12 protein-coding genes are annotated in these 15,218 nt (G+C 61.4%); 9 read left to right on the forward strand and 3 right to left on the reverse strand.

All coding sequences use genetic code 11. The features are described from left to right. Both BLS57_RS15740 and BLS57_RS15745 read right to left on the reverse strand, forming a co-directional pair. On the reverse strand, positions 1-717 hold the full coding sequence (locus BLS57_RS15740) for a response regulator transcription factor (protein ID WP_093743669.1): 717 nt from the start codon (positions 715-717) through the stop codon (positions 1-3). Continuing rightward, positions 714-2,624, reverse strand: a complete 1,911-nt coding sequence (locus BLS57_RS15745; RefSeq protein WP_093743670.1) for a PAS-domain containing protein — start codon at positions 2,622-2,624, stop codon at positions 714-716. The genes BLS57_RS15740 and BLS57_RS15745 overlap by 4 nt, the downstream gene beginning before the upstream one ends. A 127-nt stretch (positions 2,625-2,751) precedes the next feature. Here BLS57_RS15745 and BLS57_RS15750 point away from each other — a divergent pair, with 127 nt between their 5' ends. The 9 genes from BLS57_RS15750 to BLS57_RS15790 all read left to right on the forward strand — a co-directional run bounded on the left by BLS57_RS15750 (position 2,752) and on the right by BLS57_RS15790 (position 13,694). Further along, positions 2,752-3,180: a c-type cytochrome gene (locus tag BLS57_RS15750; RefSeq protein ID WP_093743671.1), complete on the forward strand. Its 429-nt coding sequence runs from the start codon at positions 2,752-2,754 to the stop codon at positions 3,178-3,180. 163 nt (positions 3,181-3,343) lie between these two features. Further along, on the forward strand, positions 3,344-5,314 hold the full coding sequence (locus BLS57_RS15755) for an AMP-binding protein (protein ID WP_093743672.1): 1,971 nt from the start codon (positions 3,344-3,346) through the stop codon (positions 5,312-5,314). A 44-nt stretch (positions 5,315-5,358) separates the two neighbouring features. Continuing rightward, on the forward strand, positions 5,359-6,177 hold the full coding sequence (locus tag BLS57_RS15760; protein ID WP_067942316.1) for an ABC transporter ATP-binding protein: 819 nt from the start codon (positions 5,359-5,361) through the stop codon (positions 6,175-6,177). Between the two features lie 56 nt (positions 6,178-6,233). After that, positions 6,234-7,223, forward strand: coding sequence for a branched-chain amino acid ABC transporter permease (locus BLS57_RS15765; protein WP_093743699.1), 990 nt, complete (start codon positions 6,234-6,236; stop codon positions 7,221-7,223). An 87-nt stretch (positions 7,224-7,310) separates the two neighbouring features. Beyond that, positions 7,311-8,387, forward strand: coding sequence for a branched-chain amino acid ABC transporter permease (locus tag BLS57_RS15770; protein ID WP_093743673.1), 1,077 nt, complete (start codon positions 7,311-7,313; stop codon positions 8,385-8,387). Positions 8,388-8,467: 80 nt separating this feature from the next. Beyond that, positions 8,468-9,748, forward strand: a complete 1,281-nt coding sequence (locus BLS57_RS15775; protein WP_093743674.1) for an ABC transporter substrate-binding protein — start codon at positions 8,468-8,470, stop codon at positions 9,746-9,748. A 71-nt stretch (positions 9,749-9,819) separates the two neighbouring features. After that, the gene (locus BLS57_RS15780; protein WP_093743675.1) at positions 9,820-10,656 is read left to right on the forward strand and encodes an ABC transporter ATP-binding protein; all 837 of its coding nucleotides are present in this window, start codon (positions 9,820-9,822) and stop codon (positions 10,654-10,656) included. A gap of 86 nt (positions 10,657-10,742) precedes the next feature. Next, a complete protein-coding gene (locus BLS57_RS15785) occupies positions 10,743-11,969 on the forward strand; it encodes a phenylacetate--CoA ligase family protein (RefSeq protein WP_093743676.1) in 1,227 nt (408 codons plus the stop codon). A 165-nt stretch (positions 11,970-12,134) separates the two neighbouring features. Next, a complete protein-coding gene (locus BLS57_RS15790; protein WP_425274355.1) occupies positions 12,135-13,694 on the forward strand; it encodes an ABC transporter permease in 1,560 nt (519 codons plus the stop codon). 460 nt (positions 13,695-14,154) lie between these two features. Here BLS57_RS15790 and BLS57_RS15795 read toward each other — a convergent pair whose 3' ends face one another. Then, the gene (locus BLS57_RS15795) at positions 14,155-15,171 is read right to left on the reverse strand and encodes a Fe(3+) ABC transporter substrate-binding protein (RefSeq protein WP_093743678.1); all 1,017 of its coding nucleotides are present in this window, start codon (positions 15,169-15,171) and stop codon (positions 14,155-14,157) included. Positions 15,172-15,218: the final 47 nt, after the last annotated feature.

The following is a 15,218-nucleotide window of genomic DNA, read 5'->3' on the forward strand; positions in this document are numbered from 1 at the left end:
CTAGTCCCACGCCACATCGCCGAGAAAGATATATCCCGCGCCATAGATCGTTTTGATCAGTTGCGGGTTCTTTGGGTCTTCGCCCAGTTTCGTGCGCAGCCGCGAGATGCGCACGTCCATCGCGCGGTCAAAGCTTTCTGAGGCCACGCCGCCCAAGCTTTCTTGCATCTGCGCGCGGCTGATGAGGCGTTTGGGCGCGTCGAGGAAGAGCCGCAGCACCTCGCCCTCGGCATGCGAGAAGGTGACCTCGTTCCCTGCCGCGTCTTGTAGGACATAGCGGTCGAAATGGGCGGTCCAGCCATTGAACCGAGCGGTCATGCCGGCCTGCGGTGTGGGTTTGGCGCTGCGCAGACGGGCGCGGATGCGGGCGACGACTTCGGCGGGGTCAAAGGGTTTGATGATGTAGTCGTCAGCGCCCAGTTCCAGCCCGGTGACCCGGTCTTGGACCTGTGCGCGGCCTGAGATGATAATAACAATCGCGCCTTGTTCCAGCGCCAGCCGGTGCACCAGCGTTAGCCCGTCGGTATCGGGCAGGCTGAGATCGACAAGGCAGACGTCGGGGGTGTGCGTCGCCAACGCGGCTTCAAAGGCGCGGGCGCGGCCAAAGCTGAGCGTGTCGAAGCCGGCCTCCTCAAGCGTATCCGACAGCATGCTGCGGATTTCGGGCTCGTCATCGAGGATGGTGACAAGCGGGCGCGGGGTGGTGTCTTGGCTCATAGAGAGGTGGCTTTCAGCGGGGTGATGAGGGATTGCAGGTCCGACTTGTCAAAGGGTTTGCGCAGCACCGGGGCGAGGGTCTGGGCCTCAAGAAACAGCGGGTGATCGGCGGGCAGGGAGGTCATCAGGAGCAACGGCAAGCTGTTGCCAACGCGGCCGGCAAGGTCGATGCCAGTGGCTTCGCCGGTGAGTTGGATGTCAGACAGCACCAGCGTGATGTCGGGCAGGTCCGCGATCAGGGCGGTGGCTTCATCGGCGCTGGTCGCTTCGATCACCGAATGGCCCATATCCATCAACATGTCACGCACCACGGCGCGGATGTCGGTGGTGTCTTCGACCAGCAGCACCAGACCGGTCGTGGCAGGGACCGCGGCGCGGTAGGGCAGGCGCAGGGTGATCTGCGCGCCGCCTTCGGGTGCGTTGCACAGGCGCAGATCGCCGCCCGCAGATTTGGTCATATCATAGACCATCGACAGGCCAAGGCCGGAGCCTTCACTGCCCTTGGTGGTGAAAAACGGATCAACACCACGTTCCAGTGCCGAAGGCGAGAAGCCGGGGCCGGTGTCTGCGATCACCCATTCGATCCAGATGTCATGCACCCGGCGTTGCGTCAAGGCGATCTGGCCTGACGCCCCGCAGGCGTCGCGGGCGTTGAGAATGAGGTTCAGCAGAGCGTCCTGTACTCGCCCCTTGTCTAGGAGAACCATGCCCTCGGGCGCCTCATTCTGCACAACCAGTTCGCATTTTGGCGGCAGGGTTGGGGCGGCGAGGGTGGCCAATTCGTTTAGCAGTTCCGCCAAATCGGTGGCGGTAGGACGCAGGGCACGGGGTTCGGTCACATCAGCAATCGAACTGAGCAATGCGCCCCCGCGACGCGCGGCTGCAAGCGTGCCTTCGACCAGTTCATTCGCTTGGACCGGCAGCTGCGGCAGGCGTGCCAGTTTCGATTGCATGCCAAGGATGATCGTCAGCAGGTTCGAGAAATCATGCGCGAGGCCGGAGATCATCCGCGAGGCCATCTCACGCTTTAGCGTTTGTTGTAGGGCAACGCGCGTTTGGGTTTCCTCGGTAATATCCATCGACAGGATATAAACCCCGCCGCGCCCATCGGGGGTAAAGGCCCCGCGAATGCGGCGGGCCGAGGCGTCATGGGTGAACTCCACCACGGCTGGCTCACCAGCATAGGCTTGGGTCAGCGCCGGTTTAATGCGGGCATAGGCCGCTCCACCCAGAGCTTTGCGGATATGCAGGCCCATGATATTGCTTGGCCGTCCGGGCATCACGCTGCTGAGGCGGCGGTTGGAGTAGATGTAGTGGCCGTTCTCATCGACATGGGCGATATGCGCGGGCATCATTTCGGTCGTGAGCCTTGTGCGCGCTTCGCTTTCCGTCACCTGCCGTTTCGCTTCTTCCAGTGCGGTGACCGTCGCCTCCAACTGGCGGTTCGTCGCGGCAAGCTGTTCAGCGTGAGACAGGACCTGATCGCTCAACGCGTCCGAACGCGCCCGCAAGAGGGCCTCTTGGCGTTTGGTGGTGGTGATGTCAGTATAGACGGTAACCCAGCCCCCTTGGGGCAGGGGCGAGCCTTCGACGCTGATGGTGCGGCCATTGGCGCGGGTGCGCTCCATGTAATGCGGCACAAAGGCACGGGCCTGCTCGACGCGCTCGGCGACAAAGGCATCGACATCCGTGACCTCGCCATATTCGCCGGTTTGGGCGAGGTGGCGGATGGTGTCCTCAAAAGGCGCGCCGGGGGTGACCAGCGCATCGGGCAGGTCGAACATGGATTGGAACGGCGCATTGCAGACCGCGAGGCGCAGATCGCTGTCGTAAATCGTCAGGGCCTGAGCAATCAGGTTCAGACCGGCGGTGGTCAGGGCTTTGTTTTGGTCGTCACTGATCTGCATCGGCATCCTTTGATGCAAGGGCTAGCACCACCGGGCGCAAAGGCAAAGAGGGGCCGGACATTCGCGCTTGACCTTCTTGCGCAGGAAGGGGGCAGAGGCAGGCGGCAACTAAGGACAAGGGCATGACATGCAAAAGACGATCGGCATAGCGGCAGTGGCAGCTGTGGCACTGGTGGCCGGATATATCTGGTGGGGCAGCGCGGAGGATGAGGCCGCAGCGCCGGTCGCGGAAGGCGCGGCGATGGTGGCGGTGACCTTGCCAGAGACGCTGAGCGAACAGGCCCAGCTGGGCCAGCGAGCTTTTGAGGCGAAATGTTCGGCCTGTCATGGTGACAATGCCGCAGGGCGCGAAGGCAACGGCCCTCCGCTGATCCACAAGATCTACGAGCCCAGCCACCATGGCGATGGCGCCTTTATGGTTGCTGCCAGCAATGGGGTGCGGCAGCACCATTGGTCCTTTGGCAATATGCCTCCAGTCGAGGGGATCACCCCCGCCGAGGTCAAAGCCATCGTGACCTATGTACGCGAGGTGCAGCGCGCCAACGGGATCGATTAACCTAGGCTCCGCGTCAGCGGCGGCGCTTGTAACAATTCGTTAGGATTGAGAAAAGATCAGGAAAAAGTTGACCTCCACACCTAAGACAACGTCACTCGTGTGATCGAAGAATCGCACAAGCGATCGACCCCGCCGAGGAGGGCGGGCATGGGAGGAAGACAATTTGGCCAAGCCGCTGACGCGTGCCGACGGACCTCAGTCCGTGCCGGCGCTGTTGCATCGCAACGCAAGTGAATTCGCAAACGCCCCCGCCTATCGGGAGAAGGAATACGGGATTTGGCAAAGCTGGACCTGGTCGCAGACCCGCGACGAGGTTGAGGCGCTGGCACTCGGGTTTCTGGAGTTGGGGCTGGATGAGGGCGATTTCGTCGCCGTCATTGGCCGCAACCGGCCCTATCTCTACTGGGCGATGATTGCCGCTGAAATGGCCGGGGCCGTGCCGGTGCCGCTCTACCAAGACGCCAATGCCGAAGAGATGGCCTATGTCATGGGCCACTGCGGCGCGCGCATCGCCGTGGTGGGCGATCAGGAGCAGGTCGACAAAATCATCGAAGTGCAGGCGCAGCTGCCCGACTTTGAGCGGATGATCTACCTCGACCCGCGCGGTCTGCGCAAATACGACCACTCCAAGCTCGACCAATACAGCGCCGTGCAGGAATTGGGCCGCGCCAACCGTGAAAAACACATCGCGGAACTGGAAGCCCGTCAGGCCAAGTTGAATTACGATTCCACCGGCGTGATGCTTTATACCTCGGGCACCACCGGCAAGCCGAAGGGCGTGGTGCTCAGCAACCGCAACGTGATCGAGACGGCGAAGTCTTCGTCGGAATTCGACAACCTCAAGCGCACCGACGAGATCCTCGCCTATCTGCCAATGGCTTGGGTCGGGGACTTCATCTTCTCCGTCGGCCAAGCGCTCTGGACTGGGTTCTGCACCAACTGCCCCGAAAGCGCCGAGACGATGCATGTCGATCTGCGTGAGATCGGGCCGACCTATTACTTCGCCCCGCCACGCGTCTTCGAGACGCAGCTGACCAGCGTCATGATCCGCATGGAAGACGCAAGCCGGTTCAAGAAATGGCTTTTCGACAAGTTCATGGCCCATGCCCGCAAGGTCGGGCCTGCCATTCTGGACGGCAAGAAGGTCTCGGCTTGGGACCGCGCGAAATATGCGCTTGGCGAGTTGATGATCTATGGCCCGCTGAAAAACACGCTGGGCTTCTCCCGCGTGCGGGTGGGCTATACCGCCGGGGAGGCGATTGGGCCGGAGATTTTCGATTTCTACCGCTCGCTCGGCATCAACCTGAAACAGCTCTACGGCCAGACCGAAGCAACAGTCTTCATCACCGCACAGCCCGATGGCGAGGTGCGCAGCGACACCGTGGGCGTAACCTGCCCCGGTGTGGAGTTGAAGATCGCGGACAATGGCGAGGTCTTCTACCGCTCGCCCGGCGTCTTTGTGGAATATTACAAGAACCCCGAAAGCACCGCCGACACCAAGGATGCCGAGGGCTGGGTCGCGACCGGCGACGCGGGCTTTATCGAGGAGGGCTCCGGCCACCTGCGCATCATCGACCGCGCCAAGGACGTGGGCCAAATGGCGGACGGGCGGCTCTTTGCGCCGAAATACGTGGAGAACAAGCTGAAGTTCTTTCCCAATGTTCTCGAGGCCGTGGTCTTTGGCAACAAACGCAGCGAATGCACGGCGTTCATCAACATCGACCTCACGGCGGTGGGCAACTGGGCCGAGCGCAACAACATCGGTTATGCCTCCTATCAAGAATTGGCGCGGCATCCGCAGGTGATGGACACGATCCAAAGCCATGTGGAGGAGGTGAACCGTTCGGTCGCCGAAGACGAGATGCTCTCGGGCTGTCAGGTGCACCGCTTTGTCGTGCTGCACAAAGAGTTGGACGCCGACGATGGCGAATTGACCCGCACCCGCAAAGTGCGCCGCAAGATCATCGAAGAGAAATACGCCGACATCATCACCGCGCTCTATGACGGCTCCAAACAGGTCAGCACGGAAACGGAAGTGACCTATGAGGATGGCCGTAAAGGCTCGATCAAGGCGACGCTCGAAATTCGCGATGCCGCCGTGCAGCCGACCAGCCACCAGATGGCAGCGGAATGAGCGCGGCCAGCGCCGGGCAGGCGGGAACTATGGAAAGGGACAGCGTGAAAGATCAGGCTGACAGCTATGTCACCGACGACGGCCGCACCATCGGCCCGACGGTGATGGAGATGAAGAACATCACCCTGCGTTTCGGTGGTGTGGAAGCGATCAAGGACATTTCCTTTGACATCCGCGAGGGTGAGATCCGTGCGATCATCGGGCCAAACGGGGCGGGTAAGTCCTCAATGCTCAATGTGATCAGTGGCTTCTACGTCCCGCAAGAGGGTGAAGTTTGGTACAAGGGCGCGCAGCGTCCGCCGATGAAACCCTATCAGGTCGCGCAGCAGGGCATCGCCCGGACGTTCCAGAACATCGCGCTTTTTGAAGGCATGTCGGTGCTCGACAACGTGATGACGGGCCGTCTGACGCAGATGAAATCGGGGCTGCTGGCGCAGTCGCTGTGGAAGGGTAAGGCCGAGCGCGAAGAGGTCGAGAACCGCGAGATTGCCGAGAAGGTCATCGACTTTCTGGAAATCCAAGCGATCCGCAAGACGCCCGTGGCGCGGCTGCCCTACGGTCTGAAGAAGCGTGTTGAGCTGGCCCGCGCCTTGGCTGCCGAGCCGACGATCCTGCTGCTCGACGAGCCGATGGCGGGGATGAACGTCGAAGAGAAAGAGGACATGTCCCGCTTTATCCTCGACGTGAATGACGAGTTTGGCACCACCATCGCGCTGATTGAGCACGATATGGGCGTGGTCATGGACCTGTCGGACCGCGTGGTCGTGATGGATTATGGCCGCAAGATCGGTGACGGCTCGCCCCATGACGTGCGCAACAACCAAGAGGTGATCGACGCCTATCTGGGGGTGGCCCATGACTAAGCGCTGCACAATCACCCGCACTGACACAGCCGTTCTGACTTTGGGGAGGGCCAATGATGCCTGAGCAACTGGCGTTTACAATCGAAGTCTTCATGAACGGGCTGATGGCCGGGGTGCTTTACGCGCTCGTCGCCCTTGGCTTTGTTCTGATCTACAAGGCTTCGGGCATTTTCAACTATGCCCAAGGGGTTATGGCGCTTTTTGCCGCGCTGACGCTGGTCGGGATCATGGAAGGGCAGGTGCCCTTTAGCCATCTAATCAACGCCATTCTGGGCACCGAGGTACACCACTTCGGCTGGCATGTGCCTGCCTTCCTTGCCATCGTGCTGACCATGGTGGTGATGATTGTGCTGGCCTATTGCGTGCAGCGTTTCGTGTTCCGCTACCTTGTGGGGCAAGAGCCGATCATCCTCTTCATGGCAACCATCGGTCTGGCCTATTTCCTCGAAGGCGTCGGCGACCTGATGTGGGGGTCCGAGATCAAGACCCTCGACGTCGGTCTGCCACAGGGCATCAACGTCTGGATTGACGAGTTCACCTTCGACGCGACCGGCTATGGCTTTTTCATCGACAACCTCGACATCGTGGCCTCCATCGTCGCGGCGATCCTTGTGATCGGGCTGGTGATGTTTGCGCAATACACCAAACAGGGCCGCGCCATGCGGGCTGTGGCGGATGACCACCAGGCCGCATTGTCGGTTGGTGTCTCGCTGAACTTCATCTGGATCTTGGTCTGGTCGCTGGCGGGTTTCGTCGCGCTGGTTGCGGGCATCATGTGGGGCGCCAAATCGGGTGTGCAGTTCTCGCTGTCGCTGATCGCGCTCAAAGCGCTGCCGGTGCTGATGCTGGGCGGCTTCACCTCGATCCCCGGCGCGATTGTCGGCGGGCTGATCATCGGTGTGGGCGAGAAACTCTTTGAATTCCTGATCGGCGCCCCCTTCCTTGGTGGCGCGACCGAGAACTGGTTCGCCTATATGCTGGCGCTGGTCTTCCTCGTCTTCCGCCCGCAGGGCCTGTTTGGGGAGAAGATCATTGAACGGGTTTGATACGGGCTTTGAGCCAGGCGCGGTGCGCGACGAGCGCGCACCCTACGGGACGGTGCAAATGACTATCGCAGAAGGGAAATCTGTCTAATGTTCTATCGTGAAGCGGGCGATTTCAACACGTCCTACGCCCAAGACCAGCAGACCTTCCCGATCAAATTCGACCGGTATCGCTACTATCTGGTGCTGTTCGTCGCGATCTTTGTCATTCCTTTTATGGTCAATGACTATTGGGTGAACTCGCTGTTCCTGCCCTTCCTGATCTACGCCATCGCCGCGATCGGGCTGAACATCCTCGTGGGTTATTGCGGGCAGGTCAGCCTTGGCACTGGCGGTTTCATGGCGGTGGGGGCCTATGCCTGCTACAAGCTGATGACGGCGATGCCCGATGTCAGCATGTTCATCCACATCCTGCTCGCCGGGGTCATCACTGCCGCCGTGGGCGCGCTCTTTGGCCTGCCGTCGTTGCGGATCAAGGGTTTCTACCTCGCCGTGGCGACGCTGGCGGCGCAGTTCTTCCTTGTCTGGCTCTTCAACCGGGTGCCGTGGTTCTACAACTACTCCGCTTCGGGCCAGATCAGCGCCCCTGAGCGCGACACTTTCGGCATCCTGATCACCGGCCCCAATACCGACGCTTGGGCGACCTATATGTTCTGCCTGATCTTCACCGTGGGCTCGGCACTGGTGGCGCGCAACCTGACGCGCGGCTCGGTGGGCCGTAAATGGATGGCGATCCGCGACATGGACATCGCGGCTGAGATCATCGGTGTGAACCCGCTGCGTGCCAAATTGACGGCTTTTGCGGTGAGTTCTTTCTTCATCGGCATCTCCGGCGCACTGTTCTTTTCGATCTATCTTGGCGCTGTCGAAGTAGGCGAAGCCTTTGGCATCCAGAAAAGCTTCTTGGTGCTCTTCATGATCATCATCGGCGGCTTGGGCAGCATCTTTGGCAGCTTTGCCGGGGCGGCGTTCCTTGTGCTGCTGCCGGTCTTGCTCAAAATCGTGGGCGTCGACTGGCTCGGCTGGCCCACGGACATCGTGGCGCATTTGCAGCTGGTGATCGTCGGCGGGTTGATCATCATCTTCCTGATCGCAGAGCCGCATGGCCTCGCCCAACTCTGGCGCGTTGCCAAAGAGAAACTGAGATTGTGGCCCTTCCCGCACTAAGCGGGGGCCATAAGAATTGAGGCGGGGGGAGGAAACCCGGCCCATAACCCAAGTCGGACAATCCAAGGGAGGAAACACCGATGAAATATAAACTGGGAACACTGGCCGTCGCAGGCCTGATGGCCGCAAGCCCCGTGATGGCAGACCTTGTCTTTCCATCGCTGAGCTACCGCACCGGGCCGTATGCCGCAGGGGGCATCCCCTTTGCTGACGGCTATGCCGATTACTTCACGCTGCTGAACGAGCGTGACGGCGGCATCGGCGGCGAGACCATCCGCGTGCCGGAATGCGAAACCGCCTATAACACCGAAAAAGGTGTGGAATGCTACGAGTCGACCAAGGGCGAAGGCGCGTTGGTTTATCAGCCGCTCTCGACCGGCATCACTTACCAGTTGATTCCCAAAGTCACTGCCGATGACATTCCGATGCTGACCTCCGGTCTGGGCCGTACTTCGGCCAAGAACGGCAATGTCTTCAGCCATGTATTCAACTTCCCGGCCAACTACTGGGATGGCGCTTCGGTCGCGATCAAGCACATCATGGAGCAGGAGGGCGGCAGCCTTGAGGGCAAGAAGATCGCCCTCGTGTACCACAACTCTGCCTATGGCAAGGAGCCGATCCGCACCCTGCAAGAGCTGAGCGAAAAGCACGGTTTCGAGCTGAAAGAAGTGCCTGTCGACCACCCCGGTCAGGAGCAGAAGTCCCAGTGGCTGCAAATCCGCCGCGACAAGCCTGACTATGTCATCATGTATGGCTGGGGCGTCATGAACCAGGTTGCGGTTCAGGAAGCTGCGAACATCCGTTTCCCGATGGACAAGTTCATCGGCATCTGGTGGTCCGGTTCCGAAAACGACGTTCTGTCGGCAGGTGCCAAGGCTGACGGCTACAAGGCGCTGACCTTCCACAACGTTGGCTCCGACTATCCGCTCTATGACGATCTGAAAAAACACGTCATCGACACGGGCAAGACCGCAGGCGCAGGCGACCAGGTTGGCACGGTGCTTTATAACCGTGGTATCTATGCCGCGATGCTGGTGGCCGAAGCTGCCCGCACCGCGCAGGAAATCCACGGTGTGACCGACATCACCGGCGGCCAGATGCGCGACGGGATGGAGCAGCTTGAGATCACCGAAGAGAAGATGGCGGCCCTCGGCCTGCCGGACTTCGGCCCCGAGTTCTCTGTCTCCTGTGACAACCACGGTGGTGAGGGCTTTGTGGCCGTGACCCAGTGGGATGCGGAAGCCAAGGAATGGAACCTCGTCTCGGACTTTATGCAGTCCGACCAAGACGTGATCCAGCCGTTGATCGACGAAGACAGCAAAGCCTACGCGGATGAAAACGCCATCGAAGGCAACTGCTAAGACCCCTGCTCCCGGCTGCCCCTCATTGGGTGGCCGGGGACTTACCTAAGCCCCAAGAAAGGTCCTTCCCCATGCTGGATGCTGCCAACACCAATGACGTCGCAGTCGAAAACCTGCTTGAGGTCAACAATATCGAGGTGATCTACAACCACGTCATCCTCGTGCTGAAGGGCGTCAGCCTGAACGTGCCCAAAGGCGGCATCACCGCGCTTCTGGGCGGCAACGGCGCGGGCAAGACGACGACGCTCAAGGCAATCTCCGGCCTGCTGGCCTCAGAGCGCGGCGAGGTCACCAAGGGTTCGATCAAGTATCGCAACAGCCCGATTCAGCACCAAGACCCTGCGGAGACCGTGAAAAAGGGTGTCGTGCAGGTCATGGAAGGCCGCCACTGTTTTGAGCACCTCACCATCGAAGAGAACCTGCTGACGGGCGCCTATACTCGCGCCGACGGCAATGCCGCGATCCAGCGTGATCTTGAGATGGTTTATGATTATTTCCCCCGCCTGAAAGAGCGCCGCCGTTCGCAGGCCGGCTATACCTCGGGCGGTGAGCAGCAGATGTGCGCCATTGGCCGCGCGTTGATGTCCCGGCCCGAGACGATCCTCTTGGACGAGCCCTCGATGGGTCTGGCCCCGCAGCTTGTTGAGCAGATTTTCGAGATCGTGAAATCGGTGAACGAGAAGGAAGGCGTGACCTTCCTGCTGGCCGAGCAGAACACCAACGTGGCCCTGCGTTTCGCGCATTACGGCTACATTCTGGAATCGGGCCGCGTGGTGATGGACGGCCCCGCCAAGGACCTGCGCGAGAACCAAGACGTCAAAGAATTCTACCTCGGCATGTCCGACGAAGGCCGCAAGAGCTTCCGCGACGTGCGCAGCTACCGCCGCCGCAAACGCTGGCTGAGCTAACCGCCCGAGACCGACAAAGACCAAAGATGCGAGATCGAGCGGGCCTATGCCCTCTCCAGTCTTGCCATAGCAGGAAAGTGACAGGGATGCTGACCAAGCCCCATTTCGACGATCTGGAAACCCGCAGCGCCGAGGCGCGTGCCGCTGATCTGGCAAAGGCATTGCCCGAGCAGATCGCCCGCGCACAGGCTTTGCCGGGCTATGGCGAGACGCTCAAGGGCGTGGATGCGGCACAGATCACTTCCGCTATGGCGCTGGCCGATCTGCCGGTCTTGCGCAAATCGAAGCTAGGCAAGGCGCAGGCGGGCCACGCCCCCTTTGGCGGCTTCACCACCAAGCCGGTGACCGAGTTCTCCCATGTCTTCCAATCCCCCGGCCCGATCTATGAGCCGTCGAGCAACGCGCCCGATTGGTGGCGCATGGGGCGTTTCCTGCATGCGGCGGGCATCGGCGCGGGCGACGTGGTGCACAACTGCTTTGGCTACCACCTGACCCCTGCGGGCATGATCTTTGAGTCCGGCGCGCGGGCCGTGGGGGCCACCGTGCTGCCCGCTGGCACCGGCCAGACCGAGCTTCAGGTCACCGCTGCGCGGGATGTGGGATCGACCGCCTATGCGGGCACGCCGGATTACCTCAAGGTGATTTTGGAAAAAGCCGACGCCATGGGGGTCGAGTTGAAGATCACCAAGGCCGCCGTCGGCGGCGGTGCGCTGTTCCCCAGTCTGCGCGCCTATTACCAAGAGCGCGGCATCACCTGCCTGCAATCCTACGCCACGGCTGATCTGGGCAATATCGCTTATGAAAGCCCGGCGATGGAGGGGTTGATCGTTGACGAGAAGGTCATTGTCGAGATCGTCACTCCCGGCACCGGCATTCCGGTCGCCCCCGGTGAAGTCGGTGAAGTTGTTGTGACCACGTTGAACCCCGACTACCCGCTGATCCGCTTTGCCACCGGCGATCTGAGTGCGGTCCTCGAAGGCGAAAGCCCCTGTGGCCGCACCAACATGCGCATCAAAGGCTGGATGGGCCGCGCCGATCAAACCACCAAGATCAAAGGCATGTTTGTTCGCCCCGAACAGGTGGCGGCCCTGGTCGCGCAGCACGACGAGATCGAAAAGGCCCGCGTCATCGCCAGCCGCGAGGGCGAGGCGGATGTGATGACGGTGCAGATAGAAACCACGGGCGCGGACAAGGACAGCTACGCGCAATCCGTGGCCGATCTCTTGAAACTCAAGGGTCGCGTCGAACTGGTCTCCCCCGGTTCTTTGCCCCGCGACGGTTTGGTGATTGAGGACCAGCGCAGCTACGACTGAGGCGCTACGTCGCGCCCTCTGGCATTTCCGAGTGAAATGGTCGAAATAGGGTCTATGACGCTGAACGCTGCCCCCACCGACACCACCCAACCGCCCCGCGCCCGCGACGGGCTGCGCGCCCTCTCTGCCGTGGCGCTGACCGTGGCCACCTGCTGCGCGCTGCCGATGCTGGCCGTGCTGATCGCTGCGCTGAGCGGCGGGACGGAGACGGTGCAGCATCTGATTGAGACGGTGCTGGGCCGCTATACGGTCACGACGCTCTTGCTGGTGCTGCTGGTCTCGGCGGGCACCTTTGCTATCGGAGTCGGCGCGGCTTGGCTGGTCACCATGACCCGCTTTCCCGGCGCCAAGGTCTTGGAGATCGCACTGGTCCTGCCGCTGGCCTTTCCGGCCTATGTGCTGGCCTATGCCTATACCCATGTGCTGGATCACCCCGGCATTGTCCAAGCGACCCTGCGCGATGTGACGGGCTGGGGGCCGCGTGAGTATTGGTTCCCCGAGATCCGCTCACTTGGTGGCGCTGCCGCGATGCTGGTGTTGGTGCTTTATCCTTACGTCTACCTGCTCGCCCGCGCCGCGTTTTTGCAGCAAAGCGGCACGACCTTTTTGGCCGCGCGCGCCCTTGGCTCCAGCGCTTGGGCCGCATTTTTCAAAGTCAGCCTGCCGCTCGCCCGCCCCGCCATCGCGGGCGGCGTCTTGCTGGCGGTGATGGAGACCATCGCGGATTTCGGCACCGTGGCCTATTTCGGCGTCCAAACCTTTGCCACAGGCATCTACACCAGTTGGTTTTCGATGTTCGACCGCGCCGCCGCCGCGCAGCTGGCGCTGTGTCTGCTGAGCTTTGCGCTGCTGCTGGCGATGCTGGAGCGGGCGCAACGGGGCAAGGCGAAATACCATGACCCGGCCCGGCGGACGCAGTCGGCACCGCCTTCGGAGTTGAAAGGCTGGCAAGCGGCGGCGGCGATCGTGCTCTGCGGCGTGCCGGTACTCTTTGGCGCGGTGCTGCCGGTGGTTATTCTGGTGACGATGGGGATGGAGTCGGAGCAAAGCCTGTTTAGCCCGCGCTACCTTGGGTTCATGCGCAATTCGGTGACGTTGGCAGGCGTGGCGGCGGTGTTGACGGTTTTGGCGGCGATCAGCGTTGGGTTCTTTCGGCGGCTGCGGCCCGGGCGGGTCTCGCAGAGTGCGGCTTACGTGGCGCGGTTGGGCTATGCGGTGCCGGGCGGGGTGATTGCCGTGGGCCTGCTGGTGCCCTTCGCGGCCTTTGACAATGCGCTGGATGCTTGGATGCGCGAGACGTTTGATATCTCCACCGGGTTGCTGATCACCGGATCGATCTGGCTGTTGGTGCTGGCTTATCTGGTGCGCTTTTTGGCGGCGGCGCTTGGTGCGTATGAGGGCGGGCAGTCGATGGTGCATGCCAATATGGACGCCGCCGCCCGGTCGCTGGGGCAGACGCCTTTGGGGACGTTGCGGCGGGTGCACCTGCCGATCCTTGCGCCGAGTTTGCTGACGGCGCTGTTGATCGTTTTTGTCGATGTGATGAAGGAACTGCCCGCGACACTGATCATGCGGCCGTTTAACTATGATACGCTGGCGGTGCAGGCCTATCGGTTGGCGAGTGATGAGCGGCTGAATGGGGCGGCGGTGCCGAGTTTGGTGATCGTGGCGATGGGGCTGCTGCCGGTGATCCTGATCTGTCGGCAGGTGGGGCGTCAGCGGTAGAGACGAGGGCCAGCGCTTGCCCTTGGGGTGGCGATCCTTACGCTGCTTCGTGCCCCTTTCATGGTGCAGCCTTGGCGCGAATTTTCTGACTTCCACCAAGCTTCACCAAATCGTCTCCCCGTCGCACCAAAGGTGCACCATTATTGTTCGGCACGCCTTTGGCGTGACGGGACGGGCAGGCGATGGCCCGGCGCCTGCGGCTTGATTCCGGGCTGGGGTGGCATTGGTAGCTAGCGTTGAGGGCAGCGCCCTCCCTGGTGGGCGATCGTAAGTTCAATTTTCGAAATGATATCAGCAAAGGACGCTAGTGCTGCGTTATGAGGCGACGTTGCAAAATCGCCCTCCGGGGGGAGGGAGGGCGATGCCTGTGGTGCCCACGGGCGGGGCGCTCGATAGAAACCGCAGCGCAAAAAAAAGGCGGACCCGAAGGTCCGCCTTTCACATCATTCGCTAGCAGGAATTATTCCCAACCAACCGTATTAAAGATCTTCTGCGCAGTGCCGATGTTCTCGGCCACATCCGACAGGTTCACCTCATCGGCCTTGAACTCACCCAACTGCTTCACGCTGTCCGCCAGCTCAACACCTTCCACCGTCGGGAACTCGTCATTCCCGGCCGAGAAATACTGCTGCGCCTGATCGGAGGCGAGATACTCAAGGAATTTCACCGCGTTCTCACGGTTCGGCGCGTTCTTGGCCACACCGCCGCCCGAGAGGTTCATATGCGCGCCGTTGCCGTCCTGATCGGGCCAGATCAGGCCGATCTTGTCGATTTCAGCCGAAACGCCGTCCACATCGGTGCGGATCGCGCGGGCGAAGTAGTAGCTGTTGGAGACCGCAATATCGCATTCACCCGAGACGATGCCGCGCAGCTGGTCGGTATCCCCGCCCTGCGGCGCACGCGCCATGTTGTCGACCACGCCCTGCGCCCATTCGGTCGCGGCTTCTTCGCCCTCGTGTGTTACGATGGCGGCCAGCAGGGTCTGGTTATAGGTGTTGGTCGAGGAGCGGATGCAGACCTGACCTTTGTAAGCCGGATCGGCGAGGTCCATGTAGGTCGCGGGCGGGTTGTCGAGCGCTTCTTTGTTATAAAAGATGATCCGCGCACGCTGGGACAGGCCGAACCACTGGTTGTCGTGGTCCTGCAGATTGCCGGGGATGCGCTCTTCGAGCGTGTCGCTCTCGATCGACTGCAGAAGACCCATGTCTTTCGCACGCTTCAGCCGGCTGGTGTCTACTGTAAGCAGCACGTCGGCAGGGGAGTTCGCGCCTTCGGCTTCCATACGGGCCAGCAGTTCGTCGGCCTTGCCTTCGATGCGGTTGATGTTGATGCCGGTGGCTTCGGTGAAGTCGGTGTAGAGCCGCTCATCGGTGTCATAGTGACGCGAGGAGTAGAGGTTCAGCTCGCCATCGGCCAGCGCGGGCAGCGCCAGCGACATCAGCGCGGCGGCAGCAGTAGAAGTCTTGATGAGGGTCATTTGGAGATCCTGTTTCGTGAAGATATAACTCGACTGAAACAGTAAGA

Origin of the sequence: Sulfitobacter delicatus, assembly GCF_900102535.1 — a bacterium.
Classification (GTDB): Bacteria; Pseudomonadota; Alphaproteobacteria; order Rhodobacterales; family Rhodobacteraceae; genus Sulfitobacter; species Sulfitobacter delicatus.